The organism is Massilia paldalensis (genome assembly GCF_044901715.1).
In the GTDB taxonomy this organism is placed as follows: Bacteria; Pseudomonadota; Gammaproteobacteria; order Burkholderiales; family Burkholderiaceae_D; genus Telluria; species Telluria paldalensis.
The window spans coordinates 76,097-102,937 of sequence record NZ_JBJCIU010000004.1; the positions used below are offsets into that span (position 1 = coordinate 76,097).

Here is a 26,841-nt window from a genome sequence, read left to right on the forward strand (position 1 = left end):
TAGTATGCTCGGATGACATCTCGTACCGTTCCGCCCTCCCTGCGTTCGCATTGCTCCTCCGTCCTGCTGGCACTCTTGGTCGCCTGCGGGGCCGCCGGCTGCAAGCGCGCCGAGCAACCAACTCCGGCGCCCGCCGCCGACAAGGCGCCGGCCCCGGCCCCGGCCGTACAGCAGCGCACGCGTGAACAGGCGATGGACCAGTTGCTCGCGCTCCCCGAGATCAAGGCCTGGTCGGAACAGATCGAAACGAAGTCGCATGGCGCGGCGCACGGCGCCGTCGTCGAGGACGATCCGACGCCGCGCGTCATCGACGGCAAGCCGTATTACCAGCTCAGCTTCGTGGAAAACCGCAAGCGCGATGTGCACCGCCGCGCCAGCTTCCTGGTGGCGAAACAGGGTGACGAGATCCTGGTCGAGGACCTGGACGACGACAGCGTGCAGTCGCTGTCGGAATGGCGGCGCAATATCCGCAATGTCGAACTGAAGACGAATTGAAAATTCGGTAACGTTTTGACGCACCGCAAAAAGAAACCTGACTCATCCGGCTAACGTTGACGTTGCCGCTGGCCGTGCAGCGTCATCGCTGGCGTCCGCCATGTGCGGCATCGGCGCGGGCGCTACTCCTCCCCCGGTCGGCGGCGCCCCCCTCTCATTCATTCTTCAGCGTTCGCGTCGTGCATGGTGGGCACGGGGTGCCCACCCTACGTTCAGACCGACCATGTTTCGTAGGGTGGGCATCCCATGCCCACCGAACGATCCATCATCACACCCCGCGCCACTCGGCCAAGTAATGCTGCGGCGTCCTGCCCAGCAAGCGCCGGAACATGCTCGTGAACGCACTGGGACTCGCATAGCCGAGCGTCCGCGCGATCGTGCCCACGCCCTCCCCGCGCGCCAGCATCGCGAATGCGTGCGCCAGGTGCACCTGCTGTACCCACTGGCGGTAGTGCAGGCCCGTCTCCTTCGGGAACAGGCGGATCAGCGTGCGCGCGCTGGCGCCGGCGTCCAGGGCGCGGTCTTCCAGCGTGCGCTGGCTGCCGGGATGGTCCATGATGTCCGTGCACAGCGCCTGCAGGCGGCGGTCGCGCGGCCATGGCACGGCGATCGGCACCGTCTCCATCCTGCGCAGCTCCAGCAGGATCAGGCGCGCCAGGTGCTCGCCGCGGCTGTCCTCCGGATAGTCGACCGGCTCCGTCGACAGCGCCAGGATCAGCTCGCGCAGCAGGGGGCTGACTTCCAGCACCTTGCAGCCCTCGACCAGGTCGCCGGCCGCCTCGGTGCCGATGTACAGCGTGCGCTGGTTGACGCGGCTGAGCATCGTCAGCTCGTGCACGACGCCCGGTGCGATCAGCAGGGCGCGCCGCGGCGGGATGATCCACACCCCCAGTTCGGTGCGCACGCGCATCACACCCTCGCTGGCGTACAGCAGCTGGACCCAAGGATGGCTATGGGCGGCCACCTGTTCGCCGTACGCCCCTTCCGAGGGCACGGCCGTGACGGTGCGCGGCAAGGATTCGTAGCGGGGGCGGTAGCCGGGGGTAGGTAACAGTGTCACTTTATCGACGAAAGCTGGAATAGGCGTTCGAATCAACCATATTACACTTGATGGACTACAAAAAGGATTCACTGAATGTCCACCACACCTTCCAGTTCTGCTACCACCGCCACCCCGGCGGCCAGCGGCACCGTCCTGCAGATCCTGTTCTCGGTCGCCTTCGTGCACCTGCTGAACGATTGCGTGCAGGCCGTGCTGCCCTCGATCTACCCCCTGCTCAAGCAGGAATTCGCGCTGTCCTTCACCCAGGTCGGCCTGATCACGCTGACCTTCCAGTGCACCGCCTCGTTGCTGCAGCCGTGGATCGGCCTGTACACGGACAAGCATCCGATCCCCTTCCTGCTGCCGGTCGGGATGTGCGTGACCCTCGCCGGCGTCGGCCTGCTGTCGGTGGCCGGCAGCTTCGGCATGCTACTGCTGGCGGCCGGCATGATCGGCGTGGGCTCCTCGACCTTCCACCCGGAAGCCTCGCGCGTGGCGCGGCTGGCGTCGGGCGGCCGCTTCGGCTTCGCGCAATCGCTGTTCCAGGTCGGCGGCAACCTCGGCTCGGCATTCGGGCCGTTGCTGGCCGCCGCCATCATCGTCGGACGCGGCCAGGGCCGCATCGCCTGGTTCACGCTGTTCGTGCTCGTGGCCGTGATCGTGCTGGTGGGCGTCTCGCGCTGGTACGGCAGCCACCTCGCCGGCGGCGCGAAGAAAACCGCCGCCCATGCGGGACCGCGCCTGCCGCGCGACAAGGTCGTCAAGGCGCTGGCCGTGCTGGCGCTGCTGGTGTTCTCGAAGTACATCTACATGGCCAGCCTGCAGAGCTACTACACCTTCTACCTGATCGAGAAGTTCCACGTCCCCGTGGGGACGGCGCAGATGTACCTGTTCCTGTTCCTGGCCTCGGTGGCCCTGGGCACGTTCGCGGGCGGCCCGATCGGCGACCGCATCGGCCGCAAGCGCGTGATCTGGGTCTCGATCCTGGGCGCGGCCCCGTTCACGCTGGCCCTGCCCTATGCGGACCTGTTCTGGACCGGCGTGCTGTCCGTGGTGATCGGCCTGGTGATGTCGTCGGCGTTTTCCGCGATCGTCGTGTTCGCGCAGGAGCTGGTGCCGGGCAAGGTGGGCATGATCGCGGGGATCTTCTTCGGACTGATGTTCGGCGTGAGCGGCATCGGCGCGGCGGCGATGGGGCATATCGCGGACGTGTCGGGCATCGAATCGGTGTACCGGATGGCGTCGTTCCTGCCGCTGCTGGGGATCCTGGCGGCGTTGTTGCCGAAGATGGAAAAGTAAGAAGTACGACTCACTTGAAACAACGCCGTCCCTGCGCAGGCAGGGACCCAATTTGCACGCGTCATCTCGACGCTTGCAACATTGGGTCCCCGCCTTCGCGGGGACGACGTTCTTGCGTATCGTCTCAGCTATCCAGGTGCGAAATCAACGCCCGCTTCCCATCCGGCTCCCCTTCCGTCCCCACACTGTCCGGCCGCGCATGGTGCACGTCCACGGACACCCCCACCGCCATGATGTCGATGAGGAGCAGCTGAAGGATGCGCGAGATCATCGCCAGGAACGTCGTGCTGTCCTCGGCGTGGTCGACGGCCAGGCAGATGCTGGCTTTTCTCGCCAGCGGCGACTGGCTGTTGCTGATGGCGATGACATCGGCGCCGCGCTCGCGCGCCGTGTCCACGGCCGCCAGCAGGTCCGGCAGGCGGCCCGAGTTGGAAATGGCCACCACCACGTCGCCGGGGCCCAGCAGGTCGGCCGCCAGCTTGAACAGGTGCGAGTCGCCGTACAGCGCCGTCGGGATGCGGAAGCGGAAGAACTTGTGCTGGCCGTCCAGCGCCACCACGCGCGAATTGCCCATCGCGTAGAACTCCACGCGTTTCGCACGGCTGATCAACTCGATGGCGCGGTCGATCGCGCGCACGTCCAGCTGGTCGCGGAACTGCAGGATCGCGGAGATCGTGTTGTCGATCACCTTGGCCGACAGGTCGTGCGTGCTGTCGTTGGTGCGCACCTGGCTGTGGCGCACGGGGATCGAGCCCGTGAGCGAACTGGCGAATTTCAGCTTGAAGTCGGCCAGGCCCAGGAAGCCCAGCGAGCGGCAGAAGCGGATCACGGTCGGCTGGCTGACGTCCGCCAGCTTCGCGATGCCGGCGATCGGCTCGTTCAGCACGAGGCGCGGCTGTTCCAGCACCAGCGTGGCCACGCGCTGCTCGGCCGGCGTCAGCTCGGCGCGCAGGCCCTGGATGCGGTCCATCAGCGTATTGCCGCCGCTGCGCCCGCGCAGGTGCTCGGACAGGATGTTGGCGACGCCGTCGAACGCCACGTGCGCCGTCGAGATCACATAGGTCGGAATGTCGGCCAGGTAGCCGGAAAAACGGCCCTTGGCTTCGAAACGCGTGCGGAACGGCGACGCCTTGAACCACTCCCCCATACGCGGCACGATGCCGCCGCCGATGAAGATGCCGCCGAAGGCGCCCAGCGTCACGGCCAGGTTGGCCGCGGCGCCGCCCAGCATGCCGCAGAAGCACTCCAGCACTTCCAGGCACAGCGGATCCTTGTCTTCCAGCGCGCCGGCGATGATCTGGGCCGAGGTGCGCGGCGGCGCCTGCACGCCGTTCCTCTCGGCCAGCGCGCGGTGGATGATCTCCATGCCGGGGCCGGAAATGAGGCGCTCGTTCGAGACGTGCGTCCACTCGCGCCAGGCGGCCTGCAGGATCGCGAACTCGCGCTCGTCGGCGGGCGCGAAGTTGACGTGGCCGCCTTCGCTGCCGAGGGTGATGAAGCCGTCCACGGTCGGAATGCCGCCCGAGACGCCCAGGCCCGTACCCGGTCCCAGCACGCCCAGCACGGCGCCCGGCACCGGCTTGCCGCCGCCCACCTGCATCAGGTCCGCGGGTTTCAGGCCCGGGATCGCCATCGCCAGCGCCGTGAAGTCGTTCACGATCAGCAGGGTATCGAAACCCAGGTCGCGGCGCACGGCGTCGGTCGAGAATTCCCAAGGCCGGTTGGTCATGCGCACGTAGTCGCCGTCGACCGGATTGGCGAGCGCCAGCGCGCCGTGGCGCGGGCGCACGTCCGCATGCTCGGACAAGTAGAAGCGCAGCAGGTCGACGATGCCGGCGAAGTCGTCGCACTTGAGCACGCGCACCGAACGGTAGCTGCCCGGCGCCGTCTGCAGCGCGAACCGCGCGTGGGTCGCGCCGATGTCGGCCAGCAGGCGCGGCCCGTCGGCAAAGGCCGTGCGGGCGGGTTTCGAATCGTCGTCCAGCTGCTCCTGCATGGCCTTACTCCTTGTCGACGGTGCCGAACCAGCCGCCGTACGGCGGCAGCGTGACGACGGTGCCGGCCACCTCGCCCGCCAGGCCGTGGCCCGCGAGCGGGCTGGCGCTCGCTGCCGCCGGCCAGTCGAACGTCACCGGCGCATTGGTCACGTTGAACACGGCCAGCACGGTCGGATGGCCATCGACGTCGCGGCGCAGCGCCAGCGCCTGCTGCGGCACGTCGAAGAACGCGATCTCGCCGCGCGTGAGCTGGGGCAGCGTGCGGCGCCAGTGGATGATGGTGCGCGCGAAGTTCAGCGCCGAATGCGGATCCTTGTCCTGGGCCTCGGCGTTCAGCGCCAGGTGTTCGTCTGGCACCGGCAGCCACGGCTTGCCGGCGGTGAAGCCGGCGTTCGGCGCCTCGGCCGTCCACGGCATCGGCGTGCGGCAGCCGTCGCGGCCCTTGAACTCGGGCCAGAACGTGATGCCGTACGGGTCCTGCAGCAGTTCGTAGGGCACGTCCGCCTCGGGCAGACCCAGCTCGTCGCCCTGATACAGGCACGGCGTGCCCTTCAGCGACAGCTGCATGGCCAGCACCAGCTTCGACAGCGCGGCGCCCGTCTCCGGCGTCCACGGCCCGTCCGACCAGCGCGTGGCCACGCGGATCGCGTCGTGGTTGCCGACCGACCAGGAACCCCAGCCGTCCGTCACGCGCTCGTTGAACTCCTCAACCTGGCGGCGGATATGGGCGCTCGAGAACTCGGGCGTGAGCAGGTTGAAGCTGTAGGCCATGTGCAGCTTGTCGCCGCCCGCCGTGTATTCGGCCATCTGGGCCAGCGCATCGTCCGACGATACTTCGCCGATCGAGATGGCATCGTATTCGTCCAGCAGCGCGCGCACCCTCTGCAGGAAGGCGATGTTCTCGGGCTGCGTCTTGTCGTGGATGTGCGCCTGCATGCCGTACGGGTTCACGTCCGTGACGGTGGAGGTGTCGCGCACGAGGGCCGGAGGATTGCTGCGCAGCTGGCGGTCGTGGAAGTGGAACACGCAGGCGTCCATGCGCACGCCGTCGACGCCGCGCTCGAGCCAGAAGCGCAGCGAATCCAGATGCGCCTTCTGCACGTCCGGATTGTGGAAATTCAGTTGCGGCTGGCTGACGAGGAAGTTGTGCATGTAGTACTGCTTGCGGCGCGTATCCCACTGCCACGCCGAGCCGCCGAACACGGACAGCCAGTTGTTCGGAGGATTGCCGTCCGGGAGCGGATCGGACCAGACGTACCAGTCCGACTTCGGATTGTCCAGGCTGGAGCGGCTCTCGGCGAACCACGGGTGGGCCTCGGCCGTGTGCGACATCACCTGGTCGATCATGATCTTCAGGCCCAGCGCATGGGCCTTGGCGATCAGCTTGTCGAAGTCGGCCAGCGTGCCGAACAGGGGATCGACGTCGCAGTAATCGGAGATGTCGTAGCCGAAGTCCTTCATCGGCGACTTGAAGAACGGCGACAGCCAGACGATGTCCACGCCCAGGCTGGCGATGTAATCGAGCTTGGCGGTGATGCCGGCCAGGTCGCCCACGCCGTCACCGTTGGTGTCGAGATAACTGCGCGGGTAGACCTGGAAGATGATGGCTTCTTTCCACCAGGGGTTCTGGGCGTTCCGGGAAGTGCTCATGGGCGGGGTGTCCTTAATAATTTTTACGCAATATACAGGATCGTGGTTGAGCTGACAATCGCGCGAAATACGACACACATTCTCAAATCATCATAAGAATCATGAGCTTACAAAATAGTTGAACAAGCAAAACCGTGCCCAACGGTAGTCAAACTACAGATACTCCGGCAGTCTGTCGAGCTTGCCAAACAAGTTCCTGTTGCCAAGTTCGCCTCGCTTGCATAGCATGCACGCACTATTACAAACACGTCGTTCCCGCGCTGGCGGGAATCCACTATTGCAAGTGCAGCCGATACGCCAGCAGAACTTGGGTCCCTGCCTTCGCAGGGACGACGGTACGGAGACACAATGACCCAGAATCCACCGCAGGCCGCCACCGGCCGCATGCCGCGCCAGATCCCCTACATCATCGCCAACGAGGGCTGCGAGCGCTTCAGCTTCTACGGCATGCGCAACATCCTGACGCCCTTCCTGATCTCCTCGCTGTTGCTGTTCCTGCCCGAAGCCGAGCGCACGGGCGAGGCCAAGCACGTGTTCCACACCTTCGTCATCGGCGTCTACTTCTTCCCCCTGCTGGGCGGCTGGCTCGCCGACCGCTTCTTCGGCAAGTACAACACCGTATTCTGGCTCAGTCTCGTGTACTGCGCCGGCCACGCCTGCCTGGCCGTCTTCGAGGACAACGTCAAGGGCTTCTACGCCGGGCTGTTCCTGATCGCGCTCGGCTCGGGGGGCATCAAGCCGCTGGTGTCCTCGTTCGTCGGCGACCAGTTCGACCACACCAACAAGGACCGCGCCAAGGTCGTGTTCGACGCGTTCTACTGGATCATCAACTTCGGCTCCTTCTTCGCCTCGCTGCTGATGCCGATCTTCCTGCGCGACTACGGCGCCTCGGTCGCCTTCGGCATTCCCGGCATCCTGATGTTCATCGCCACGCTCGTGTTCTGGAGCGGCCGCAAGAAGTACGTGCACGTGCCGCCCACGGCGGCCGATCCCCACTCCTTCCTGCGTGTGTCCAGGACCGCGCTGCTGGCCCGCCGCGCCGGCGCAGGCCGCCCGGGCCTCGCCGTCGCGACGATCGGCGTGCTGGGCGCCGTGGCCGCGCTGGCGATGGCGCCCGCCTGGGGCTTCGTCATCGCCGCCTGCACGGCGCTGGTGCTGCTGCTGGCCTGCGGCGGCATCGGCGTGGCGCTGCAGCTGGAACGGGCGCGCGGCCTGCATCCGGACGAAGCGGTGGACGGCGTGCGCGGCGTGCTGCGCATCCTGATCGTGTTCGCGCTGGTGACGCCGTTCTGGTCCCTGTTCGACCAGAAGGCCTCGACCTGGATCGTGCAAGCCAATGCCATGGTCCGGCCCACGCTGTCGCTGTTCGGCAGCGAGTTCCGCTTCGAGCCGGCGCAGATGCAGGCGCTCAATCCCCTGCTGGTGATGCTGCTCATCCCCGTCAACAACCTGCTCGTGTTCCCTGCCCTGCGCCGCCTGGGCTGGGAGCCGAGCGCGCTGCGCCGCATGACGGCCGGGATCGCGCTGTCCGCGCTGTCCTGGGTCGCCATCGGCACCATCCAGGTCGTGATGGACGGCGGCACGCCCGTCTCGATGGCCTGGCAGATCCTGCCCTATGCCCTGCTGACGATGGGCGAGGTGCTGGTGTCGGCCACCGGCCTCGAATTCGCCTACAGCCAGGCGCCGCGCTCGATGAAGGGCGCGATCATGGCCTTCTGGTCGCTGGCCGTGACGGTCGGCAGCCTGTGGGTGCTGATCGTGAACGCCAGCGTCAAGAACGACACGGTGCTCGGCCACATCGCCGGCACCGGCCTGGGCGTGATGGCCTTCCAGATGTATTTCTTCGCCGCCTTCGCCTTCCTTGCCGCCCTCGCCTTTGGCTGGTATGCAACGCGCTACCGCGTCGTCGACTATTATCGCGGCGACGCCGCCTGAGCGCGCCGCCTCGCCCCACCGAATGAATCACATGAAAACAATGACCCATACCGCGGCCGCACTCGCCGCCATGCTGGCCGCTGCCGGCGCCCACGCCGCCGTGTCGCCCGAATCCTGCGACAGCAGGAGCTTCCAGATCGTCCAGCACCCCTCCGCCGCCAGCTTCGAGGCGCGCGCCGTCTGGCTCGATGCGCGCCTGGTGCGCTGGCCCGGCACGGCGGCCGACGGCATCTTCAAGCTGTACTTCTCGCCCAACGGCGCGATCGCCGCGCCCGTCGGCGGCAAGGTGGACGGCAGCGCCGGCGCCATCGTGCTGGAGACGTCGAAGGCGCCCGTGGCGCCGGCCGTCGCCGAGCGCTTCAAGTACGTCGCCGACGGCGCGCTGCTGCGCGTGGCCGACGGCGACGTGCCGACGCTGTCCGACCTGCACCGCCAGCAACTGGTGCTGGTGCAGGAAGCGCCCGACGGCACCGTGCGCGCCGCGACGCGCATCCAGGCCGCCGGCGCGCTGGACGACCTGTATGCGCAGGCCGCGAACCTGGACAAGCTGGGCGTGACCATCGAGGCCAACCGCACGGCCTTCTCCGTGTGGGCGCCGACGGCGCAGCAGGCTGCCGTGTGCGTCTACACCGGACCGTCCGGCGCCGTGCGCGCTGCCTACCAGATGACCTTCGACCGCAACACGGGTACCTGGAATACCGCGCTGCCGGGCGACATGACGGGCAAGTACTACAAGTACGCCGTCGACGTGCCCGTGGACGGCGCCGGCATCGTGCGCAACCTCGTCACCGACCCGTATTCCGTCAGCCTGACGACGGATTCGAAGCGCAGCTGGATCGGCCGCCTGGATTCCCCGCGCGTCAAGCCGGCCGGCTGGGACACCACGCCCGCCCCGCAGACGGTCAGGAACCAGACCGACATGTCGGTCTACGAACTGCACGTGCGCGACTTTTCCGTCAACGACGACACCGTGCTGCCCGAACACCGCGGCAAGTACCTGGCCTTCACCTACACCCGGTCCAACGGGATGAAGCACCTGACGGCGCTGGCGAAGAACGGCCTGACCGACGTGCACCTGCTGCCCGTGTACGACATCGGCAGCGTGCCGGAACTGGCCTGCGACACCCCGCAGCCGTTCGGCGCGCCGGACGGCGACAGCCAGCAGGCGCAGGTGAAGCGCACGGCCAATACCGACTGCTTCAACTGGGGCTACGACCCCTACCACTACAACGCGCCGGAAGGCAGCTACGCCACCGACCCGGCCAGGGGCGAGACGCGCGTCGTCGAATTCCGCCAGATGGTGCAGAGCCTGCACAAGGCCGGCCTGCGCGTGGGCATGGACGTGGTCTACAACCACACCTTCATCGCCGGCCAGAACGAGAAGTCGGTGCTGGACCGCATCGTGCCCGGCTACTACCACCGCCTGAACGACAAGGGCGGCGTCGAGACCTCGACCTGCTGCGACAACACGGCCACCGAGAACCTCATGATGGGCAAGCTCATGACGGATTCCGTCGTGCTGTGGGCCACCCAGTACAAGATCGACTCGTTCCGCTTCGACCTGATGGGCCACCAGCCCCGCGCCGTGATGGAGCAATTGCAGCGCAAGGTGAATGCGGCGACCGGCCGCAAGATCCAGCTGATCGGCGAAGGCTGGAACTTCGGCGAAGTGGCGGACGGCAAGCGCTTCGTGCAGGCCTCGCAACTGTCGCTGAACGGCAGCGGCATCGGCACCTTCAACGACCGCACCCGCGACGCCGTGCGCGGCGGCGCGGCGGGTGACGCGGGCGAAGCGATGATCAAGCGCCAGGGCTGGATCAACGGCCTGGTCTACGACCCCAACGCGCTGGCCGGCCAGGTGGCGCCGGTCGAACTGCTCAAGACGGCCGACCTGGTGCGCGCCGGCCTGGCCGGTTCGATCCGCTCGTATCCGCTGCAGACCTACGACGGCAAGACCGTGCCGCTGGAAGCGATCGACTACAACGGCCAGCCGGCCGGCTACGCCAGCGAGCCGGGCGAGGTGGTGAACTACGTCGAGAACCACGACAACCAGACGCTGTTCGACATGAACGTGTTCAAGCTGCCGCTGTCGACCACCAGCCAGGACCGCGCCCGCGTGCAGGTGCTGGGCATGGCCGTCGACGCGTTCAGCCAGGGCGTGGCCTACTGGCACGCCGGCATCGACGTGCTGCGTTCGAAGTCCCTGGACCGCAACAGCTTCAATTCCGGCGACTGGTTCAACCGCCTGGACTGGACCTACCGCGACAACTACTTCGGCACCGGCATGCCGCCGGAAGCGGACAACGGCAAGGACTATGCGCTGATCAAGCCGCTGCTGGGCAACCGCGCGATCAAGCCGCAGCCGGCCGACATCGCCTTCACCCGCGACGCCTTCCGCGACCTGCTCGCCGTGCGCGCCAGCTCCACGCTGTTCCGCCTGCCGAGCGCCGCCGAGATCGAGCGCCGCCTGCGCTTCTTCAACACGGGCACGCAGCAGGTGCCGACCGTGGTCGCCGCCTACATCGACGGCCGTGGCCATGACGGCGCCGGGTTTGCCGGTGTCTCGTACTTCATCAACGTCGACAAGGTCGGCCACGCGGTCGTCGATCCGCAAGCCGTGGGCAAGCGCATGAAGCTGCATCCGGTGTTCATGAAGGACGGGGTGGCGGACAAGCGCGCGACGCAGGCGACGTTCGATGGTGCCACGGGAACGTACGAGATTCCGCCGCGGACGGCGGTGGTGTTCGTGGAGGAGTAACAGCGCTCGACGCTCACGTCAGCATCACTACGTCGCCCCTGCGAAGGCAGGGGCCCAATTTTGCATGCGTATCGATTGCGCCCACAGAGATTGGGTCCCTGCCTTCGCAGGGACGACGTTGCTTCAAGCCGCCGCGCAATCCGGCGGCAGCTATACTGTGCGGTTTGGCATCCCAAGCAACGCCGTGCACAACCCTATCCTCCTCACCCTCTTCAATTTCGCGCTCGGTGCCACCCTCGGCGTGGCCGGCGGCCTGCTCGGCATCGGCGGCGGCCTGATCGCGATTCCCGTGCTCGGCTACCTGTACGGCATGGACCAGCACCTGGCCCAGGGCACGGCCCTCGTCATGATCGCGCCGAACGTCGCGATGGGCTTCTACCGCTACCACCAGAAGCACCGCATCGACCTGCGCCAGGTGGCGCTGGCCGCGCTGTGCGCGATGGCCAGCACCTACGTCGCGGCGCGCCTGGCATCGTCGATCAGCGCCAGCGGCCTGCATACCGCGTTCGCCGTCTTCCTCATCGTGCTGGCGCTGTACTTCGGCTTCCCGTCGCGCCGCAATCCGCAAGCGGTGCCGGCCCAGGAAAAGCCGGCGCCGTCGTACGCCCTGCCGCTGCTGGGCCTCGGCAGCGGCGCCATGTCCGGCATCTTCACGGTCGGCGGCGGCCTGATCGTCGTGCCGGCGCTGGTCGCCCTGCTGCGCATGGCGCAGACGCGTGCACAGGGCGTCGCGATGGCGCTCGTCGCGCCCGGTGCCGTGGTCGCCTTGTTCGCGTATGCGCAGGGCGGTCACGTGAGCTGGTCGACGGGCGTGCCGATGGCCGTCGGCGGCGTGCTGACGGTGTCGTGGGGCGTGCACCTGGCGCACAAGTGGCCGCCGTCGCGCTTGCGGGTGCTGTTCTGTCTCGTGTTGCTGGGGACGGCGACGGCGATGCTGGTGACGGGGCATTGAATGGCGAGATGTCGTATGCTCGACGACGATTGACCCCGTACCGTCCTGCTTCCGGCCCGATCGCCCATGAACCAACGCACACAGCGCTTCGTCATCAGCCTCATCGCCGTCCTCGCCATCGCGGCAACCGCCTGCGTTCTCTGGCCTCGTACACCGCATGGCGCGCACCGCCCGCAAAACCCAGCCTTGCCCCTGCCATACCAAGTCCATGAAGTCAGCTTCGGCAACACCCCGGTCATCCCACGCCTGTCGGGCACCTTGACCATTCCGGCCACGCCAGGCCCCCATCCCGCCATCGTCCTCATCCCCGGTTCCGGCGAGGTGCTGCGCGATGGCGCCATGTTCGGCCACCGCTTCTACCTGGTCCTGGCCGACGCCCTCACGCGACGCGGCTTTGTCGTTCTGCGCAGCGACAAGCGCGGCCTCGGTCGATCCGGCGGCGACTTCGCCACCGCCACCACCCACGACTTCGCAGCCGATATCGGCGCGGCGACCGCCTTCCTGCGCAAGCGCCCAGACATCGACGGCCGACGCATCGGCCTGGTCGGCCATAGCGAAGGCGCGCTGGTCGGCGCCATGGTCGCCGCAAAGAATCCGGGCATCGCCTTCCTCGTGCTCATGGCCGGCAACGGCATCCCTGCCGGCGACATGTTATTGGCACGGACGCGCCATGCGGCTGGCGCCGACGCCGCCGGCGACGCCACCCGGCGCGAACTTGCCCTGCAGCGTGCCGTGATTGCCGCCGCCACCGTACCCGCGACCGCGCAGGAACGGGAAACCAAGGTGCGCAAGCTGTACCAGGACGCCAGGGCGCAGTATGGCCGGCCTTACTCGGAAGACGACATCGCGCCCTTCCTGTCGCCGTGGATGCGCACGCTGCTGGCGATCAATCCACAGGCCTGGCTGCAGCAGATCAGGTGTCCGGTGCTGGCGCTGGTCGGCGACAAGGACCGGGTCGTGCCTGCGCCCGAGAACCTGCCTGCCCTGAAGAAGGCGCTGGCCGCGAATCCAGCAGCCGAGGTGCGCCTGATACCCGGCGTGAACCACTTCTTCCAGACTGCCCGCAGCGGTGAATTTGCCGAGATGGCGACGATCGAGGAGACGATGTCGCCGCAGGTCATGGAGCTGATCGGGGCGTGGGCTGCGAATCAGCTGTCAGCCAAGGAGTCTCGTGGCGAAACGCCCTTCCGTGCTCATTGAGTGAACCATTGAGTGAACTCATCCCTTCTTGTGGCCTGTTGCAGCCTTCGTCTCGACAGGGATTTGTCAGCGCTTCATGTCCAACCCGACACTTACATTAAGTCCTGACGCGTCCATGCCGCCGCTAAAAGCGACATCCAGCAATTTGTGCGAATTTTCCCAGGTCTTGCGGTCATAACTTGACCAATATTTGTAGATATAAATGTCGCGGGCAAACGTCATGTTGCCGGTTACGGATTGATCTCCCGTCAATAGCGAGCCTCGCACGACAACCCTTAACGGTACCGGTGAATTGGCCGGGACGTGGAGAACGAACTCCCCGTCACGCGGTGGCGTCGTCCCCACTTCCACCACCGGCAATGCAGAAATCCTGTCCGCCGGCGCAGGCATCATTGAAGCGCAACCGGCATTGAGCGAAGCAAGCACGCCCAGCCAAATCATCATCTTTTTCATCTTGTTCCCTGCACTTGAAAAACTGTCGAAACCTTGCGGCATCCTGCTGGTTCAAATCGCCGCTTCTGATGAAGCCCGGCCTGCGGCTGGCATCATGCCTGTTTCAGTTCACGGAAACGGAAATCCGGTCATCTTATATTTGACCGCAATCGACCTCGCAATACTTTTCACGGTGTCGTCGTTATCGTTAGCGTTGATCATGATGACGATCCCATCCCCGCTTGCTGGCGCGAACCACAGAAAGGAGTCGAAGCCCCGGTTTCTGCCCGCGTACCACAGGCTGGGAGCGCGGTTGTCAACGCCCATGACAAAGACGCCCAGCCCTTCCGCGCGAATTTGTCTACTCATCATTTCTTTGGTCATCTGCTGGGAAATGACGGTCCCCGGGCGTCCCTCGAAGGATCGCTGCAATCCGATGGCGAAGCGCGCCAGGTCGGGTGCGGTGGTCCACAAGCCTGCCGCTGCCAGTTCAGGATAGATGTGTCGCCCGCCCGGAAGCGGCTGGCCATCGACGTGCCCGGCCGCTGCCGTCGACGACAGTACTGCGGGCAGCGGCTGTTCGAAGGTGCTGTGCTTCATGTCCAGCGGCGCTAGCACGAGATCACGCATCAGGCCTGCAAATGGCTGGCCGCTGGCATCGCTCATCAATTGTTGCAGTACGACGTGACCGCCTCCGGAATAGTGCCATTGGCTGCGGGGAACGTATTCGACCCGGACCGCGGGCGTATTCGCTGGCGCTTTTCCGTCCAGTACCTGTTCGAGCGTGGGCACCGGTGCGCCGGCCGCGTATCCCGGGAAACTGGGCACGCCCAGCCCGCTACTGTTGCTGAGGATCCCGCGCAAAGTGACCTTGCTGTCCTTCGTGAATTCGTTATCCGGCACCTGCCACGTGCGCAGCGTACGGTTGACGTTCTCATCGAGTTTCAGCTGGCCGCTTTCGACCAGGCGCAGTGCACCGAGCGCAGCGACGGTCTTGCTGATCGACGCGGCCTGGAATGGCGTCGCCGGCGTTACAGCCGTTTGTCCAGTAGCACTGACGAGCCCGAAACCGCCTTCCCGGACGATCGCGCCTTTCGATACGACGGCCAGCGACAAACCAGGAATCCGATGTTCTCGCAGCTGTGCCTTGACAAGGTCGTCGATGTCGTCGGCATGGGCTGCGCCGGCGCACAGCACCAGCAGGCACGTGAATCGGGGGAGGAGTGCACGCAGGCAGCGTTCGCGACTGAAACTGTTGTACATGGAATTCCCATTACCGGTTGTAATGGCGACAGAATATCTCCGCGACGGCTTCAAACCACGTAGCGATGCGACCAACCGTTCATTCCGTGCGACGAACCGTTGGATGTCCCAGTCCCGAAGTCAATGCGTCAATATCGATGCGGCTCACCTGATCGGTGTGCAATCGCGCATACAAGACGGGCCATCCGACACGCCGCCTATTTCATCAACAGCGCCGTGGCCCCCACCATCCCGCCCAGCATGAAGCTCGATGCAGGATATCGACTTCACGCGGCACCAAGGAAAAACTAAGCAACAACTAAGCAACATCTACCACCAGCACATGCCGCCGCGCGATCTCCGGCAGCATCTCGAGCGCCAGCTCCCGCCCCAGCATCCCATCCGCCTCCCCGATCACCCGTGCCAGCACGTCGATGTCGAACGCCTCCAGCGCCACCTTTGCGGAGGGCGCATAGCTGAGATGCCACGGCTCCGGATACATCCCGCCGCGATACGCCCGATACGGCCGGAAGAAACCGAAGTCCGCGATATGCTCGTCGAGCCACGCATGCAGCGGCGCGAACACGCCGCCCGGCCGCACTTCCTGCGGCAGCAGGCGCACCTTCTGGCCGGCGGGCAGCGCGGCGCGGTCGAACACGTCGATGTCCGTGCCCCAGTGCCGCCGCGAGGCGCCGGGAAACGCAGACCAGCCCAGGATCGCCCACACGACGTCTTGCGGCGTCATACCGGCGCGTTCGCGCGGCTGCCCGTCGATGTCGTACAGCGTCGCCTCGCCGCCGAACTTGCGGTTCCAGTTGCGCAGCTGGGCCTCGAACGGCCGCCAGGATGCGACCGGCGTCAGGTCGATGCCGTCCTGCGCGGCCGCTGCGCGCAGCGCCAGGAAAGCCTCCGCCACCTCGGGCCGCGCGGCGAAGCGCGGCTGCGCATACTGGCGCACGTGGGTGCGCGCCCTGCCCGTCCATTCGTACTCGTCGAACACGATGGCGGTCACGGCGCGCTCCGTTCAGGCGTCCAGGTGCGAGATCAGCAGGCGTCCGCGCTCGCTGTGCCGGTCATTGTTGCGCTCCCCACCGCGCGTCCCGTGCGCCTCGGGATGCTCGCCCTGGTGGCCCAGCGAGATGCCGACCGCCATGATGTCGATGAGGAGCAGTTGCAGGATGCGCGAGATCATCGACAGGAACGTGGTGCTGTCCTCGCTGTGGTCGACAGCCAGGCAGATGCTGGCCTTCTTGGCCAGCGGCGACTTGCTGCTGGTGATGGCGATGACGTCGGCGCCCGTTGCGCGCGCCGTGTCGACGGCGTCGAGCAGCTCGGGCAGCTGGCCCGCCGTCGAGATGGCGATCACCACGTCGCCCGGGCCCAGCAACTCGGCGGCCAGCGCGAACAGGTGGGCGTCGCCGTACGACGATGCGGGAATGCGGAAGCGGAAGAATTTGTGCTGGCCGTCGATGGCGACGACGCGCGAATTGCCCATCGCGTAGAACTCCACGCGCTTGGCGCGGCGCAGCAGCTCGATGGCGCGGTCGATCGAATGTACGTCGAGCTGGTCGCGGAACTTCAGGATCGCGGACACGGTGTTGTCGATGACTTTCGCCGACAGGTCGTGGGTGCTGTCCGTCATGCGCACCTGGCTGTGGCGCACGGGGATCGTGCCCGTCAGGCTGCCCGCGAACTTGAGCTTGAAGTCGGCCAGGCCGGAAAAGCCCAGCGAGCGGCAGAAGCGGATCACGGTCGGCTGGCTCACGTCGGCCATCTTCGCGATTTCCGCGATCGGCTCGGACAGCACCTTGCGCGGGTGCTCGATGACGAGCGTGGCCACGCGCTGCTCGGCCGGCGACAGCTGCGCCTGCAGGTGCTGCACCCGCTCCATCAGCGTGTTGGCGCCGTTGCGGTGGCGCAGGTGTTCGGTGAGGATGCTCGACACGCCGCGCAGCGCCGGGTTAGGCGTCATGATCACGTAGGTCGGGATCTGCGCGAGGTAGCTGGAAAAGCGTCCCTTGGCCTCGAACCGCGCGCGGAACGGCGACTGCGCGAACCACTGGGCGATGCGCGGCACGATGCCGCCGCCGATGAAGATGCCGCCGAAGGCGCCCAGCGTCACGGCCAGGTTGGCGGCCGCGCCGCCCAGCATGGCGCTGAAGGCTTCCAGCACTTCCAGGCACAGCGCATCGCCATCGTCGAGCGCGCAGGCGACGATGGCGGCGGCGTCGCGCACCGGCGCATCTTGCGGGATGCGCACGCCGTTGCGCTGCGCCAGCGCGCGGTAGATGATTTCCATGCCGGGGCCGGAGATCAGGCGCTCATTCGACACGTGCTGCCATTCGCGCCACGCGTACTGCAGGATCGCGAACTCGCGCTCGTCGGCCGGGGCGAAGTTCACGTGGCCGCCTTCGCTGCCGAGCGTGACGAAACCGTCGACGGTCGGGATCACGCCCGAGACACCCAGGCCCGTGCCCGGGCCCAGCACGCCGGCGACGGCATTCGGTGCCGCCGCGCCGCCGCCCACCTGCAGCAGGTCGTCGGGCCCGAAGCCCGGCAGCGCCATCGCCAGCGCCGTGAAGTCGTTCACGATCAGCAGCGTGTTCAGGCCCAGCTCGCGCCGCACTTCCTCCGTAGAGAATTGCCAGTCGCGGTTCGTCATGCGGATGAAGTCGCCGCTGATCGGGTTCGCCAGCGCGAACGCGGCGTGGCAGATGCGCACGCCGTCCGTCTGCGCCAGGTAGGCGTGCAGCAGCGGGACGATGCCGGGATAGTCGTCGCACAGCAGCACGGCCACGTCGCGCAGCACGCCCGGCGCGGATTCGAGGGCGAAGCGCGCGTGAGTGGCGCCGATGTCGGCCAGCAGGCGCGGGCCGTCGGCATAGGCGGGACGGCCGGGCTTCGTCGTGGTGTCGGGTTCGAGCGTCATGGTGATGCGTCCTCTTGCAGAGGGTCTCCTGTATTTTCTTGTATTGCAGCTAGGATACCATTCAGACAAGGGTTTCCGGCAGCCCGCGCAGGCGCGACCGTGCTTGCCTACCTTTCTCTGCTTGTCGCCTCGCAGTTGTCGAGGCGCGCACAGCTGCCTTCCTCCAATAAGCATGATGCGCCCCGATGTATCCATTCATTCGATGGCAATCATCGATTTATATAGGCTACCTGGATCGATCGACGAGGACTACGATACATTCATCGCGAACGAGATTCGCTCAACGACGATTCATCGACCATCAACAAGAAAGGAACGCATCATGAACACGACCACCACCAATACCGTCAACACCACCACCGTCGTCCCGGCCATCGGCCGCCTGCTGCTGGCCACGATCTTCATCTTCAGCGCGCTGGGCAAGCTGGCGGCGCCGGCCGCCACCATCGGCTACATCCAGTCGTCCGGCATGCCGTTCGCGCCGCTGGCCTACGCGGCCGCCATCGCCGTCGAACTGGGCGGCGGCCTGCTGCTGGTGGTCGGCTACCGGACGCGCATCGTGGCCGCCCTCATGGCCGCGTTCTCCATCGTCACCGCCCTCGCCTTCCACCACGCGTTCGGCGACCAGAACCAGCTGCTGCACTTCCTGAAGAACATCGCGATCGCCGGCGGCATGCTGCAGGTGGCAGCGTTCGGCGCCGGCGCCTACAGCATCGACGCGCGTGCCGGCCGCACCAGCCGTCCTGCGCAATTCGCTGCCTGAGCTGGGCTGCCTGAGCCCTGCCTCGCCCGACACGCGACAGCGCCGGCATCCTCGCGGATGCCGGCGCTGTCGCGTTTACGGCTTCGCGGCCTGCAGGCCCTTGAGCAGGGCGTCGTGGAAGCGTTTCGGGTCCTGCATCTGCGGCGCATGGCCCATGTCGTCGAACTCCACGAGCGTCGCCTGCGGGATCGCCTTCGCCGCGCGCTTGCCCAGCTCCGCATAGTTGCCCAGCTTGGGGCGGATGTCCGCTGGCGCCGCGTCCTTGCCGATCGCGGTCGTGTCCTTCGTGCCGATCAGCAGCAGCACGGGCATCTTCAATAGCGGCAGTTCGTAGACGACGGGCTGCGTGTAGATCATGTCGTACAGCAGCGCCGAGTTCCATGCGACGAGGCGCTTGCCGGGACCGCGGTTCATCCCCGCCAGCATCTGCACCCACGGTTCGTATTCCGGCTTCCACACGTTCACGTAATACGTCGATTTCTCGTAGGCGCGGATCTTGTCGGCATTCGTCGCGAGCTCGCGCTCGAACCACTTGTCCACGCCCAGCGAGGGCACGCCCAGCGCCTTCCAGTCTTCCAGGCCGATCGGATTGGCCAGCGCCAGCTGCTCCGTCTGTTCCGGATACAGCAGGCCGTAGCGCACCGCCAGCATGCCGCCCGTCGAGTGGCCCAGCACCGTCGCGCGCTTGACGCCGATGGACTCCAGCAGGCCATGCGTGTTGGCCGCCAGTTGCTGGAAGGTGTACTGGTAGTGCTGCGGCTTGCTCGACTTGCAGAAGCCGACCTGGTCCGGCGCCACCACGCGGTAGCCGGCGGCGCTCAGCGCGTCGATGCTGCCTTTCCAGGTGGCGGCGCAGAAGTTCTTGCCGTGCAGGAGGACGACGGTGCGGCCGTTCGGCCTGGCCGGCTTGACGTCCATATAGGCCATGTGCAGCTGCTCGCCTTGCGACGTGAAGCGGTATTGCTGCACGGGGTAAGGGTAATCGAAGCCTTCCAGTTCGGGGCCGTAGCTGGGCTCCTTCGGCGCCGCCTCCTGGGCGGCGGCCCAGGGCAAGGCGGCGAGCATGGCGGTGAACAGGAGTGCGGAGAGTCGTGCGGGCATGGAGCTTCCTTGTTGGGTTGCGATGCCTGCGAGTCTAGCGGATGCGGGGTGCGCACGCGTCCATATCCGCGTGAGGCGGGTCAGCCTCCAGCGCGACTGCACGCAAGAAATCGGGCCCCCGCCTTCGCGGGGGCGACGCCATGGTGTCAATCCAGCGCGATCAACGCGACGGTTGCACGCCCATCGAACTGCACCTTGCCATCCTTGACCACGGCCGTCTTGCCCGTGTACCAGTCGCGCACCGTGAGGCCGTCGCCGAACACGCCGGCCACGGAGATCGGCACGGCGCGGTCCATCGGCAGGTCCAGCGCCACGACCACGCGGTCGCTGGTGCCGTCCTTGTCGTAGGTGCGCTTGAAGGTGTAGGGGCTGGACGCGAGCATCTGGTGCACGCCCGCGCCGACGGCCGGGTGGGCGTGGCGGAAGCGGGCCAGGCGCGCCCAGTGGTCGCGCACGTCGGCGGCGCCGTACAGGCCCACGCGCGTATTGGATTTCAAGGCATCCCAGTTCATGAAGGAGCGCAGGTTGGCGTCGCCTTCCGCACCGTCGATCTTCAGCACGCGCGCCGTCTCGTCGCCGTAGTAGACCTGGGCGGCGCCCGGCGCCAGCAGCAGCTTGTTGGCCGATTCCAGCGGATGCTGGCGCTGCGCGTCGAACGGATTGCCGTCGTCGTGCGAGTCGACGTAGTTCAGGACCGAGACACCCTGCAAAGGACCGTGCAGCGCCTTGGAGTAATCGGCGAACAGCTGCTCGTAGCCGCCGCGCGCATCGGCCGGCAGGCTGAAGTTGATCAGGTTGTCGAAGCCGTTGGCATAGAAGTCGACCTTCGTGCCGTCGTCGTAGGCATAGTCGCGGCCGTTCTTCACGGAATAGCCGTACACCTCGGCGGTCATGAAGAACGGCACGTTGCCCATCTCCTTGACGGCCTGCTTGCCGGCCGGCGTGCGCTTCCAGTCCTCGTAGGCCTGGCCCGCGACCTTGCGCAGCTCCTTCCAGATGCCGGCCTCGGTGTGCTTGACGGTGTCGGCGCGGAAGCCGTCGAAGCCGTACTTGCGCACCCAGTCGGCGTGCCATTTCATCAGGTAGTAGCGCGGCGCGCGCCGGTAGCCGGTGCGCTTGAAGAAATCGTCCAGTTCCTTCGTCTCGCGCTCGTACCTGCCCTCCTGCTTCCACTTCGCCGCCAGGAACGGCGGCAACTCCACGGCGGCGTTGCTGTCGGTGCGGATGTCCGGCAGGTTCTTCACCAGCGTGCACTGGATCGTGCCCTTGGCCGTCTTGAAGTCGCACGCGGGTTCGGTACGGACCCAGTCGGCCGGCCAGACGGTGTCCTGCGCGGTGACGGGTCCCGTGTGGTTCATGACCACGTCCAGCAGCACGCGGATGCCGTGTGCGTGCGCCGTCTCGACCAGCTCGCGCACGTCCTTCTCGGTGCCGAGGTTGGCGTCGACGGCCGTGAAGTCGCGCGCCCAGTAGCCGTGGAAGCCGTAGGACTTGCCGGTGCCCTCGTCGGTCGATCCGTGGATCTGCTCGACCGGCGGGGTGATCCAGATCGCATCCACGCCCAGGTCCGTGAAGTAGCCCTCCTTGATCTTGGCCGTGATGCCGGCCAGGTCGCCGCCCATGAAGCCGCGCGCCGTCGCCGCGTCGGCCTTGCGGCCGTAGGCGAGGTCGTTGGCCGGATTGCCGTTGTTGAAGCGGTCCGTCAGCAGGAAGTAGACGGTCGCGTTCTCCCAGGTGAACGGTTTGCCTTTGACCGGCGCGGGCGCGGGTGCAGCTTGGGCGGTGCCGAAGGCGAGCATCAGGGAGATGGCAAGGGCGGAGATCTTCATTCGTGGTCCTGTGTAGATGGTTGAAAAGCCACCGTCGTCCCTGCGCAGGCAGGGACCCAATTTCTCCGGATCCGGACGAGAAATTAGGCCCCTGCCTGCGCAGGGGCGACGGCGGTGGATGTGCATTACGTGACCACGCTCGGCTGCTCGCGTCCCGTGCGCTGCTTCAGCTGCGACACCTGCTCCGCGATGTCGATCAGCGGCGCCAGCGCCTCCTGCGTCGCGAGGCCGTGGCGCGATGCGTCGGCCTCGTAGCGTTCCAGGTACAGGCGTACGGTGGCGCCCTCGGTGCCGGTGCCGGACAGGCGCAGCACGATGCGCGAGCCGTCCGTCATCACGATGCGGATGCCCTGGCGGCTCGACACCAACTGGTCGACCGGGTCGGTATAGGCGAAATCGTCGGCCTGCTGCACGCGGAATGCGCCGAACTGGCGGCCCGCCAGCGTATCGAGCTGGTCGCGCAGCGCCTGCATCATGGCTTCCGCCGCGCCGGCATCGACGGCTTCGTAATCGTGGCGCGAGTAATAGTTGCGGCCGAAGCGGGCCCAGTGTTCCTCGACGATCTGGTTGACGGACTTGCCGCTCGCGGCCAGCAGGTTCAGCCAGAACAGCACGGCCCACAGGCCATCCTTCTCGCGGATGTGGTCGGAGCCCGTGCCGTAGCTTTCTTCGCCGCACAGCGTGGCCAGGCCGGCGTCCAGCAGGTTGCCGAAGTATTTCCAGCCGGTCGGGGTCTCGAAGCAGGCCACGCCCAGCGCGGCGGCCACGCGGTCGGCCGCCTGGGACGTCGGCATCGAGCGCGCGATGCCCTTGATGCCGGCGCGGTAGCCCGGCGCCACGGTGGCGTTGGCCGCGATGATCGCGAGGCTGTCGGATGGCGACACGGCCAGCTTGCGGCCGACGATCATGTTGCGGTCGCCGTCGCCGTCGGAGGCGGCGCCGAAGTCGGGCGCGTCGGGGCCGTCCATCAGCGCGATCAGCTCGGCCGCGTTGACGGGGTTCGGGTCCGGATGGTGGCCGCCGAAATCCTCGCGCGGCTCGGCGTTGACGACGGTGCCGGCGGGCGCGCCCAGCATGCCTTCGATGATCGCCTTGGCATACGGGCCGGAGACGGCGCTCATGCCGTCGAAGCGCATCGTGAAGCCGCCCGCGAACAGGGCGCGGATGGCGTCGAAGTCGAACAGGCGGCCCATCAGTTCCGCATAGTCGGCCACCGGGTCGATCACCTCGACGTCCATGGCCTCGATGCGGCTGGCGCCGATGGCGTCCAGGTCGACGGGACCGGCATCGCTGATGCGGTAGGACGACAGGGACTTCGTATGCTCGAAGATGGCCTCGGTGATCTTCTCGGGGGCCGGGCCGCCGTTGCCGATGTTGTACTTGATGCCGAAGTCGCCGTCCGGGCCGCCGGGATTGTGGCTGGCGGAGAGCACGATGCCGCCGAAGGCGCCGTGCTTGCGGATCACGCAGCTGACGGCCGGCGTGGACAGGATGCCGCCGCGGCCGACGAGGATCTTCGCCACGCCGTGGGCGGCGGCCATGCGCAGGATGGTCTGGATCGCCTGGCGGTTGAAGTAGCGGCCGTCGCCGCCGAGCACCAGCGTGCGGCCAGCGCAATCGCCCAGCGTCAGGAAGATCGCCTCGACGAAGTTCTCCAGGTAGCCGGGCTGCTGGAACTCCGTCACCTTCTTGCGCAGCCCCGAGGTGCCGGGCCGCTGGCCGGCGAAGGGCGTGGTCGCTATCGTCTGTATCGTCATGAATCGCTCCTGGATCGGGGTCGTTGGTTTGTTGTCAAACCATTACGATACGACAGGAGCGGATTTAGTGGCGCACCGCGGTCCCGCTGGGATTGGCCTTGTCCGTCACGGACAGCGTCAATACCGCCGCCAGCAGCATGCAGGCGCCGCCCAGCACCAGCGTCTGCACGGCGTGGCCGCCGAACAGGTGCTTGGTGAAGAAGCCGAGCAGCAGGCCGCTGACGATCTGCGGGATCACGACGAAGAAGTTGAACAGGCCCATGTAGTAGCCCATGCGGTTGGCGGGCAGCGCACCGGCCAGGATCGCGTAGGGCATGGTGAGGATGCTGGCCCAGGCGATGCCCACGCCGATCATCGGCAGCATCAAGAGGCCCTTGTCGGTGATGAAGAACAGGCTCGCCAGCGACAGGCCGCCGATGGCCAGGCACACGGCGTGGCAGGCCTTGCGGCTGGTGGCGCGCGCCAGGATCGGCAGGATGAAGGCGGCCAGCGCCGAGACGCCGTTGTACACGGCGAACATGATGCCGACCATATTGCCCGCCTCCTGGTAGGCGGCCGATTGCGCATCGACGGTGCCGTAGACGTTGTCGGCGATCGCCGTACCGGTATAGATCCACAGCGCGAACAGCGCGATCCAGGTGAAGAACTGGACGAACGCGAGCTGCACCATCGTCTTGGGCATCTGGCCGAAGCCGCCGACGATCTCGCGCAGCGCCACGCCGAAGTTGCGCGCCTCTTTCTTCTGCGCGCTGAAGCGCTCCATGTCCGGCGGCGGCAGTTCGTCGGCCGTGAACACGGTCCAGCTGACTGCGGCCAGGAAGACCAGGGCGCCGATGTAGAACGAGTAGCGCACGGTGTCGGGAATGCTGCCGTCGACCGGCACGTTCGACACGCCCAGCCATTCGGAGAAGATGGTGGGCAGCAGCGAGGCGATGACGGCGCCGCAGCCGATGAAGAAGGTCTGCATCGCATAGCCGGCCGTCTGCTGCGAGGCGTCGAGCTTGTCGCCGACGAAGGCGCGGAACGGCTCCATCGACACGTTGATGGCGGCATCCATCATCCACAGCACGGCCACGGCCATCCACACGGCGGCGGAATTGGGCATCAGGAACAGCGCCAGCGCGGCAAAGATCGCGCCGAGGAAGAAGAAGGGACGGCGGCGGCCCCAGGTCGGGTGCCAGGTATTGTCGCTGAGGTAGCCGATCACCGGCTGCACCAGCAGGCCCGTGACGGGCGCGGCGAGCCAGAACAGCGGCAGGTCGTCGGGAGAGGCGCCGAGCGTGGCGAAGATGCGGCTGGTATTGGCGTTCTGCAGCGCGAAGCCGAACTGGATGCCGAAGAAGCCGAAGCTCATGTTCCACAGCTGCCAGAACGACAGGCGCGGCTTGAGCGAGTTGATATTCATTTCCATCCGTGTCCCCTAACCTGCCCGGACTGGTGCCAGGCTAACCATGTAGCAAAGTAACATGGGGACGGATGAGTGTCAATCTGGACAACACCTTACAAATCATGCCGCCGAGGTGCTGCATGTAGTTAAACAACAGGTAATTGGCGGCACATGGTGGGCACGGGGTGCCCACCCTACGGAGCGCATGAACAATGCACATGGCGCCCGCAGCACCGTAGGGTGGGCATTACATGCCCACCATGGCGTCCTCGATGCATCAGCCTTTTTTATAGGGCTTCTTGTCGCCGAAGCGCTTCTTGGCCGCCGGCTTCTTTTCCGGCAGCGGTTCGCCGTCGCGCGTCATCTGCATCTGCTGGCCCGCGACCCACACCTTCTTGAGGTGGTCGATCAGGTCCTGCGGCAGGTCGGCCGGCATGTCCAGCGTGCTGTAGTCGTCGTAGATCTCGATGCGGCCGATCGACTTCGATGCCACGCCGCCCTCGTTGGCGATGGCGCCCACGATATTGCCCGGCTTGACGCCATGGTAGTGACCTACCTCGATGCGGTAGGTGGCCATGCCCGGCTCCGGATCGCGCTGCACGCGTTCCTTCTTGAAGCCCGGTTCGCGCGGGGCGCGCGGCGGACGGTCGTCGCCGAACGATTCGCGGCCGGCGCGGGCCGGGCGTGCATCACGGTCAAATTCGCGCTCCTTCCACTCCGCGACCTTCGGCTCGCGGTCCGGCTTTTCCAGCAGCAGCGGCTCGTCGCCGCGGTACAGCTTGGCCAGCGCGGCGGCGATGTCGATCGCCGGCACGTTCTGTTCGCGCTCGTATTCCTCGACCAGCGCGCGGAACACGTCCAGGCCACCGGCGGCCAGCGCCTGGCCGATCTGCTCCTTGAAACGGGTGATGCGCACCTCGTTGACGACCTTGATGGTCGGCAGCGACAGCGGCGCCACCGGCTGGCGCGTGGCGCGCTCGATGGCCTTCAGCAGGCCACGCTCGCGCGGCGTGACGAACAGGATCGCGTCGCCGCTGCGTCCCGCGCGGCCGGTACGGCCGATGCGGTGGGTATAGCTTTCCGGGTCCGACGGCACGTCGTAGTTGATCACGTGGCTGATGCGCTCGACGTCCAGGCCGCGGGCGGCGACGTCGGTGGCGACCAGGATGTCGATCTTGCCGTTCTTGAGCTGCTCGATGGTGCGCTCGCGCTGTTGCTGGGCCATGTCGCCGTTGATGGCGGCGGCCGCGAAGCCGCGCGCCTGCAGCTTGGCCGCGAGTTCCTCGGTGCCCAGCTTGGTGCGCGCGAAGATGATCATGCCGTCGAACGGCTCGGCTTCCAGGATGCGGGTCAGCGCATCGAGCTTCTGCATGCCGGCCACGAGCCAGTAGCGCTGCGTGATGTTGGTCGCCGTCGTGGTCTTGGCCGCCACGGTCACTTCGCTCGGCTCGTTCAGGTAGGTCTTGGCGATGCGCTTGATCTGCGCCGGCATGGTGGCCGAGAACAGCGCGGTCTGGCGGCCTTCCGGCGTCTGCTGCAGGATGTGCTCGACGTCGTCGATGAAGCCCATGCGCAGCATTTCGTCGGCCTCGTCCAGCACCAGCGTCTTCAGCTGCGACAGGTCGAGCGAGCCCTTCTCGATGTGGTCGATCACGCGGCCCGGCGTGCCGACGACGACCTGCACGCCGCGGCGCAGCGCCGACAGCTGCGGACCGTAGCTCTGGCCACCGTAGATCGGCAGCACGTGGAAGTTCTTCATGTGCGCCGCATAGCTCTGGAAGGCTTCGGCGACCTGGATCGCCAGCTCGCGCGTGGGCGCCAGCACGAGCACCTGCACGGCCGGGTTCTTGACGTCGACGTTGGACAGCGCCGGCAGGGCGAAGGCCGCGGTCTTGCCGGTACCGGTCTGTGCCTGCCCCAGCACGTCGCGTCCCTCCATCAGCAGCGGAATGGTGGCCGCCTGGATGGGCGACGGGGTTTCGTAGCCGACATCCTTGAGCGCCTTGAGGATGGGCGCGGGGATATTCAGGTCGGCAAACGTCTGGAGCGGGGTGTCAAGCATGGAAGAAAATC

At 66.6% G+C, this 26,841-nt stretch carries 19 protein-coding genes; 7 read left to right on the plus strand and 12 right to left on the minus strand.

Going from position 1 to position 26,841, the window contains the following annotated elements; genetic code table 11:
* Positions 1–12: 12 nt before the first annotated feature.
* Positions 13–495 (plus strand): hypothetical protein, encoded by a 483-nt coding sequence (locus ACI1V7_RS19805; RefSeq protein ID WP_404533499.1) that lies wholly within the window; start codon positions 13–15, stop codon positions 493–495.
* Positions 496–763: 268 nt separating this feature from the next.
* Here the strand turns inward: ACI1V7_RS19805 and ACI1V7_RS19810 are convergent, their stop codons facing one another.
* The gene (locus ACI1V7_RS19810; protein WP_404533500.1) at positions 764–1,555 is read right to left on the minus strand and encodes an AraC family transcriptional regulator; all 792 of its coding nucleotides are present in this window, start codon (positions 1,553–1,555) and stop codon (positions 764–766) included.
* Between the two features lie 75 nt (positions 1,556–1,630).
* On the opposite strand from ACI1V7_RS19810, the gene ACI1V7_RS19815 reads away from it, so the two are divergent.
* Positions 1,631–2,836 carry an MFS transporter gene (locus ACI1V7_RS19815; protein WP_404533501.1) on the plus strand — a complete coding sequence of 402 codons (1,206 nt, stop codon included), beginning with the start codon at positions 1,631–1,633 and terminating at the stop codon, positions 2,834–2,836.
* A 124-nt stretch (positions 2,837–2,960) separates the two neighbouring features.
* Here ACI1V7_RS19815 and glk read toward each other — a convergent pair whose 3' ends face one another.
* Positions 2,961–4,832, minus strand: coding sequence for a glucokinase (glk, locus tag ACI1V7_RS19820; RefSeq protein WP_404533502.1), 1,872 nt, complete (start codon positions 4,830–4,832; stop codon positions 2,961–2,963).
* Between the two features lie 4 nt (positions 4,833–4,836).
* A complete protein-coding gene (locus tag ACI1V7_RS19825; RefSeq protein WP_404533503.1) occupies positions 4,837–6,483 on the minus strand; it encodes an alpha-amylase family glycosyl hydrolase in 1,647 nt (548 codons plus the stop codon).
* 384 nt (positions 6,484–6,867) lie between these two features.
* On the opposite strand from ACI1V7_RS19825, the gene ACI1V7_RS19830 reads away from it, so the two are divergent.
* From ACI1V7_RS19830 to ACI1V7_RS19845, 4 genes are all read left to right on the plus strand, one after another.
* A complete protein-coding gene (locus ACI1V7_RS19830) occupies positions 6,868–8,418 on the plus strand; it encodes a POT-type proton-dependent oligopeptide transporter (RefSeq protein ID WP_404534150.1) in 1,551 nt (516 codons plus the stop codon).
* Between the two features lie 40 nt (positions 8,419–8,458).
* A complete protein-coding gene (locus ACI1V7_RS19835) occupies positions 8,459–11,176 on the plus strand; it encodes an alpha-1,6-glucosidase domain-containing protein (RefSeq protein WP_404533504.1) in 2,718 nt (905 codons plus the stop codon).
* Between the two features lie 184 nt (positions 11,177–11,360).
* A complete protein-coding gene (locus ACI1V7_RS19840) occupies positions 11,361–12,128 on the plus strand; it encodes a sulfite exporter TauE/SafE family protein (RefSeq protein ID WP_404533505.1) in 768 nt (255 codons plus the stop codon).
* 66 nt (positions 12,129–12,194) lie between these two features.
* The gene (locus tag ACI1V7_RS19845; RefSeq protein ID WP_404533506.1) at positions 12,195–13,328 is read left to right on the plus strand and encodes an alpha/beta hydrolase family protein; all 1,134 of its coding nucleotides are present in this window, start codon (positions 12,195–12,197) and stop codon (positions 13,326–13,328) included.
* 66 nt (positions 13,329–13,394) lie between these two features.
* Here ACI1V7_RS19845 and ACI1V7_RS19850 read toward each other — a convergent pair whose 3' ends face one another.
* The 4 genes from ACI1V7_RS19850 to ACI1V7_RS19865 form a co-directional block, all read right to left on the minus strand.
* Entirely contained in the window at positions 13,395–13,781 is a 387-nt protein-coding gene (locus ACI1V7_RS19850; protein WP_404533507.1) for a hypothetical protein, read from the minus strand.
* Positions 13,782–13,889: 108 nt separating this feature from the next.
* Positions 13,890–15,023 (minus strand): serine hydrolase domain-containing protein, encoded by a 1,134-nt coding sequence (locus ACI1V7_RS19855; protein ID WP_404533508.1) that lies wholly within the window; start codon positions 15,021–15,023, stop codon positions 13,890–13,892.
* Positions 15,024–15,321: 298 nt separating this feature from the next.
* On the minus strand, positions 15,322–16,014 hold the full coding sequence (locus ACI1V7_RS19860) for a M15 family metallopeptidase (protein ID WP_404533509.1): 693 nt from the start codon (positions 16,012–16,014) through the stop codon (positions 15,322–15,324).
* 12 nt (positions 16,015–16,026) lie between these two features.
* Positions 16,027–17,931: a glucokinase gene (locus ACI1V7_RS19865; RefSeq protein WP_404533510.1), complete on the minus strand. Its 1,905-nt coding sequence runs from the start codon at positions 17,929–17,931 to the stop codon at positions 16,027–16,029.
* 322 nt (positions 17,932–18,253) lie between these two features.
* Here ACI1V7_RS19865 and ACI1V7_RS19870 point away from each other — a divergent pair, with 322 nt between their 5' ends.
* The gene (locus ACI1V7_RS19870) at positions 18,254–18,694 is read left to right on the plus strand and encodes a DoxX family protein (protein WP_404533511.1); all 441 of its coding nucleotides are present in this window, start codon (positions 18,254–18,256) and stop codon (positions 18,692–18,694) included.
* 75 nt (positions 18,695–18,769) lie between these two features.
* On the opposite strand, the gene ACI1V7_RS19875 is transcribed toward ACI1V7_RS19870, so the two are convergent.
* From ACI1V7_RS19875 to ACI1V7_RS19895, 5 genes are all read right to left on the minus strand, one after another.
* Complete coding sequence (locus ACI1V7_RS19875; protein WP_404534152.1) at positions 18,770–19,759, minus strand: alpha/beta fold hydrolase; 990 nt, start codon at positions 19,757–19,759, stop codon at positions 18,770–18,772.
* A gap of 182 nt (positions 19,760–19,941) precedes the next feature.
* Positions 19,942–21,624 (minus strand): alpha-amylase family glycosyl hydrolase, encoded by a 1,683-nt coding sequence (locus tag ACI1V7_RS19880; protein ID WP_404533512.1) that lies wholly within the window; start codon positions 21,622–21,624, stop codon positions 19,942–19,944.
* Positions 21,625–21,749: 125 nt separating this feature from the next.
* Complete coding sequence (locus tag ACI1V7_RS19885) at positions 21,750–23,381, minus strand: alpha-D-glucose phosphate-specific phosphoglucomutase (protein WP_404533513.1); 1,632 nt, start codon at positions 23,379–23,381, stop codon at positions 21,750–21,752.
* A 64-nt stretch (positions 23,382–23,445) separates the two neighbouring features.
* Positions 23,446–24,786 (minus strand): MFS transporter, encoded by a 1,341-nt coding sequence (locus ACI1V7_RS19890; protein WP_404534154.1) that lies wholly within the window; start codon positions 24,784–24,786, stop codon positions 23,446–23,448.
* A gap of 259 nt (positions 24,787–25,045) precedes the next feature.
* Positions 25,046–26,830 (minus strand): DEAD/DEAH box helicase, encoded by a 1,785-nt coding sequence (locus tag ACI1V7_RS19895; protein WP_404533514.1) that lies wholly within the window; start codon positions 26,828–26,830, stop codon positions 25,046–25,048.
* Positions 26,831–26,841 lie beyond the last annotated feature (11 nt).

Excerpts from the sequence above, each read along its gene's own strand:
- ACI1V7_RS19825 (WP_404533503.1), bottom strand. The coding sequence starts at position 6,483 with ATGAGCACTTCCCGGAACGCCCAGAACCCCTGGTGGAAAGAAGCCATC.
- ACI1V7_RS19895 (WP_404533514.1), bottom strand. The coding sequence starts at position 26,830 with ATGCTTGACACCCCGCTCCAGACGTTTGCCGACCTGAATATCCCCGCG.
- ACI1V7_RS19845 (WP_404533506.1), top strand. The coding sequence starts at position 12,195 with ATGAACCAACGCACACAGCGCTTCGTCATCAGCCTCATCGCCGTCCTC.
- ACI1V7_RS19855 (WP_404533508.1), bottom strand. The coding sequence starts at position 15,023 with ATGTACAACAGTTTCAGTCGCGAACGCTGCCTGCGTGCACTCCTCCCC.
- ACI1V7_RS19835 (WP_404533504.1), top strand. The coding sequence starts at position 8,459 with ATGACCCATACCGCGGCCGCACTCGCCGCCATGCTGGCCGCTGCCGGC.
- ACI1V7_RS19865 (WP_404533510.1), bottom strand. The coding sequence starts at position 17,931 with ATGACGCTCGAACCCGACACCACGACGAAGCCCGGCCGTCCCGCCTAT.
- ACI1V7_RS19815 (WP_404533501.1), top strand. The coding sequence starts at position 1,631 with ATGTCCACCACACCTTCCAGTTCTGCTACCACCGCCACCCCGGCGGCC.
- ACI1V7_RS19885 (WP_404533513.1), bottom strand. The coding sequence starts at position 23,381 with ATGACGATACAGACGATAGCGACCACGCCCTTCGCCGGCCAGCGGCCC.
- ACI1V7_RS19805 (WP_404533499.1), top strand. The coding sequence starts at position 13 with ATGACATCTCGTACCGTTCCGCCCTCCCTGCGTTCGCATTGCTCCTCC.
- ACI1V7_RS19830 (WP_404534150.1), top strand. The coding sequence starts at position 6,868 with ATGCCGCGCCAGATCCCCTACATCATCGCCAACGAGGGCTGCGAGCGC.
- ACI1V7_RS19880 (WP_404533512.1), bottom strand. The coding sequence starts at position 21,624 with ATGAAGATCTCCGCCCTTGCCATCTCCCTGATGCTCGCCTTCGGCACC.
- ACI1V7_RS19870 (WP_404533511.1), top strand. The coding sequence starts at position 18,254 with ATGAACACGACCACCACCAATACCGTCAACACCACCACCGTCGTCCCG.
- glk (WP_404533502.1), bottom strand. The coding sequence starts at position 4,832 with ATGCAGGAGCAGCTGGACGACGATTCGAAACCCGCCCGCACGGCCTTT.
- ACI1V7_RS19850 (WP_404533507.1), bottom strand. The coding sequence starts at position 13,781 with ATGAAAAAGATGATGATTTGGCTGGGCGTGCTTGCTTCGCTCAATGCC.
- ACI1V7_RS19875 (WP_404534152.1), bottom strand. The coding sequence starts at position 19,759 with ATGCTCGCCGCCTTGCCCTGGGCCGCCGCCCAGGAGGCGGCGCCGAAG.
- ACI1V7_RS19890 (WP_404534154.1), bottom strand. The coding sequence starts at position 24,786 with ATGAATATCAACTCGCTCAAGCCGCGCCTGTCGTTCTGGCAGCTGTGG.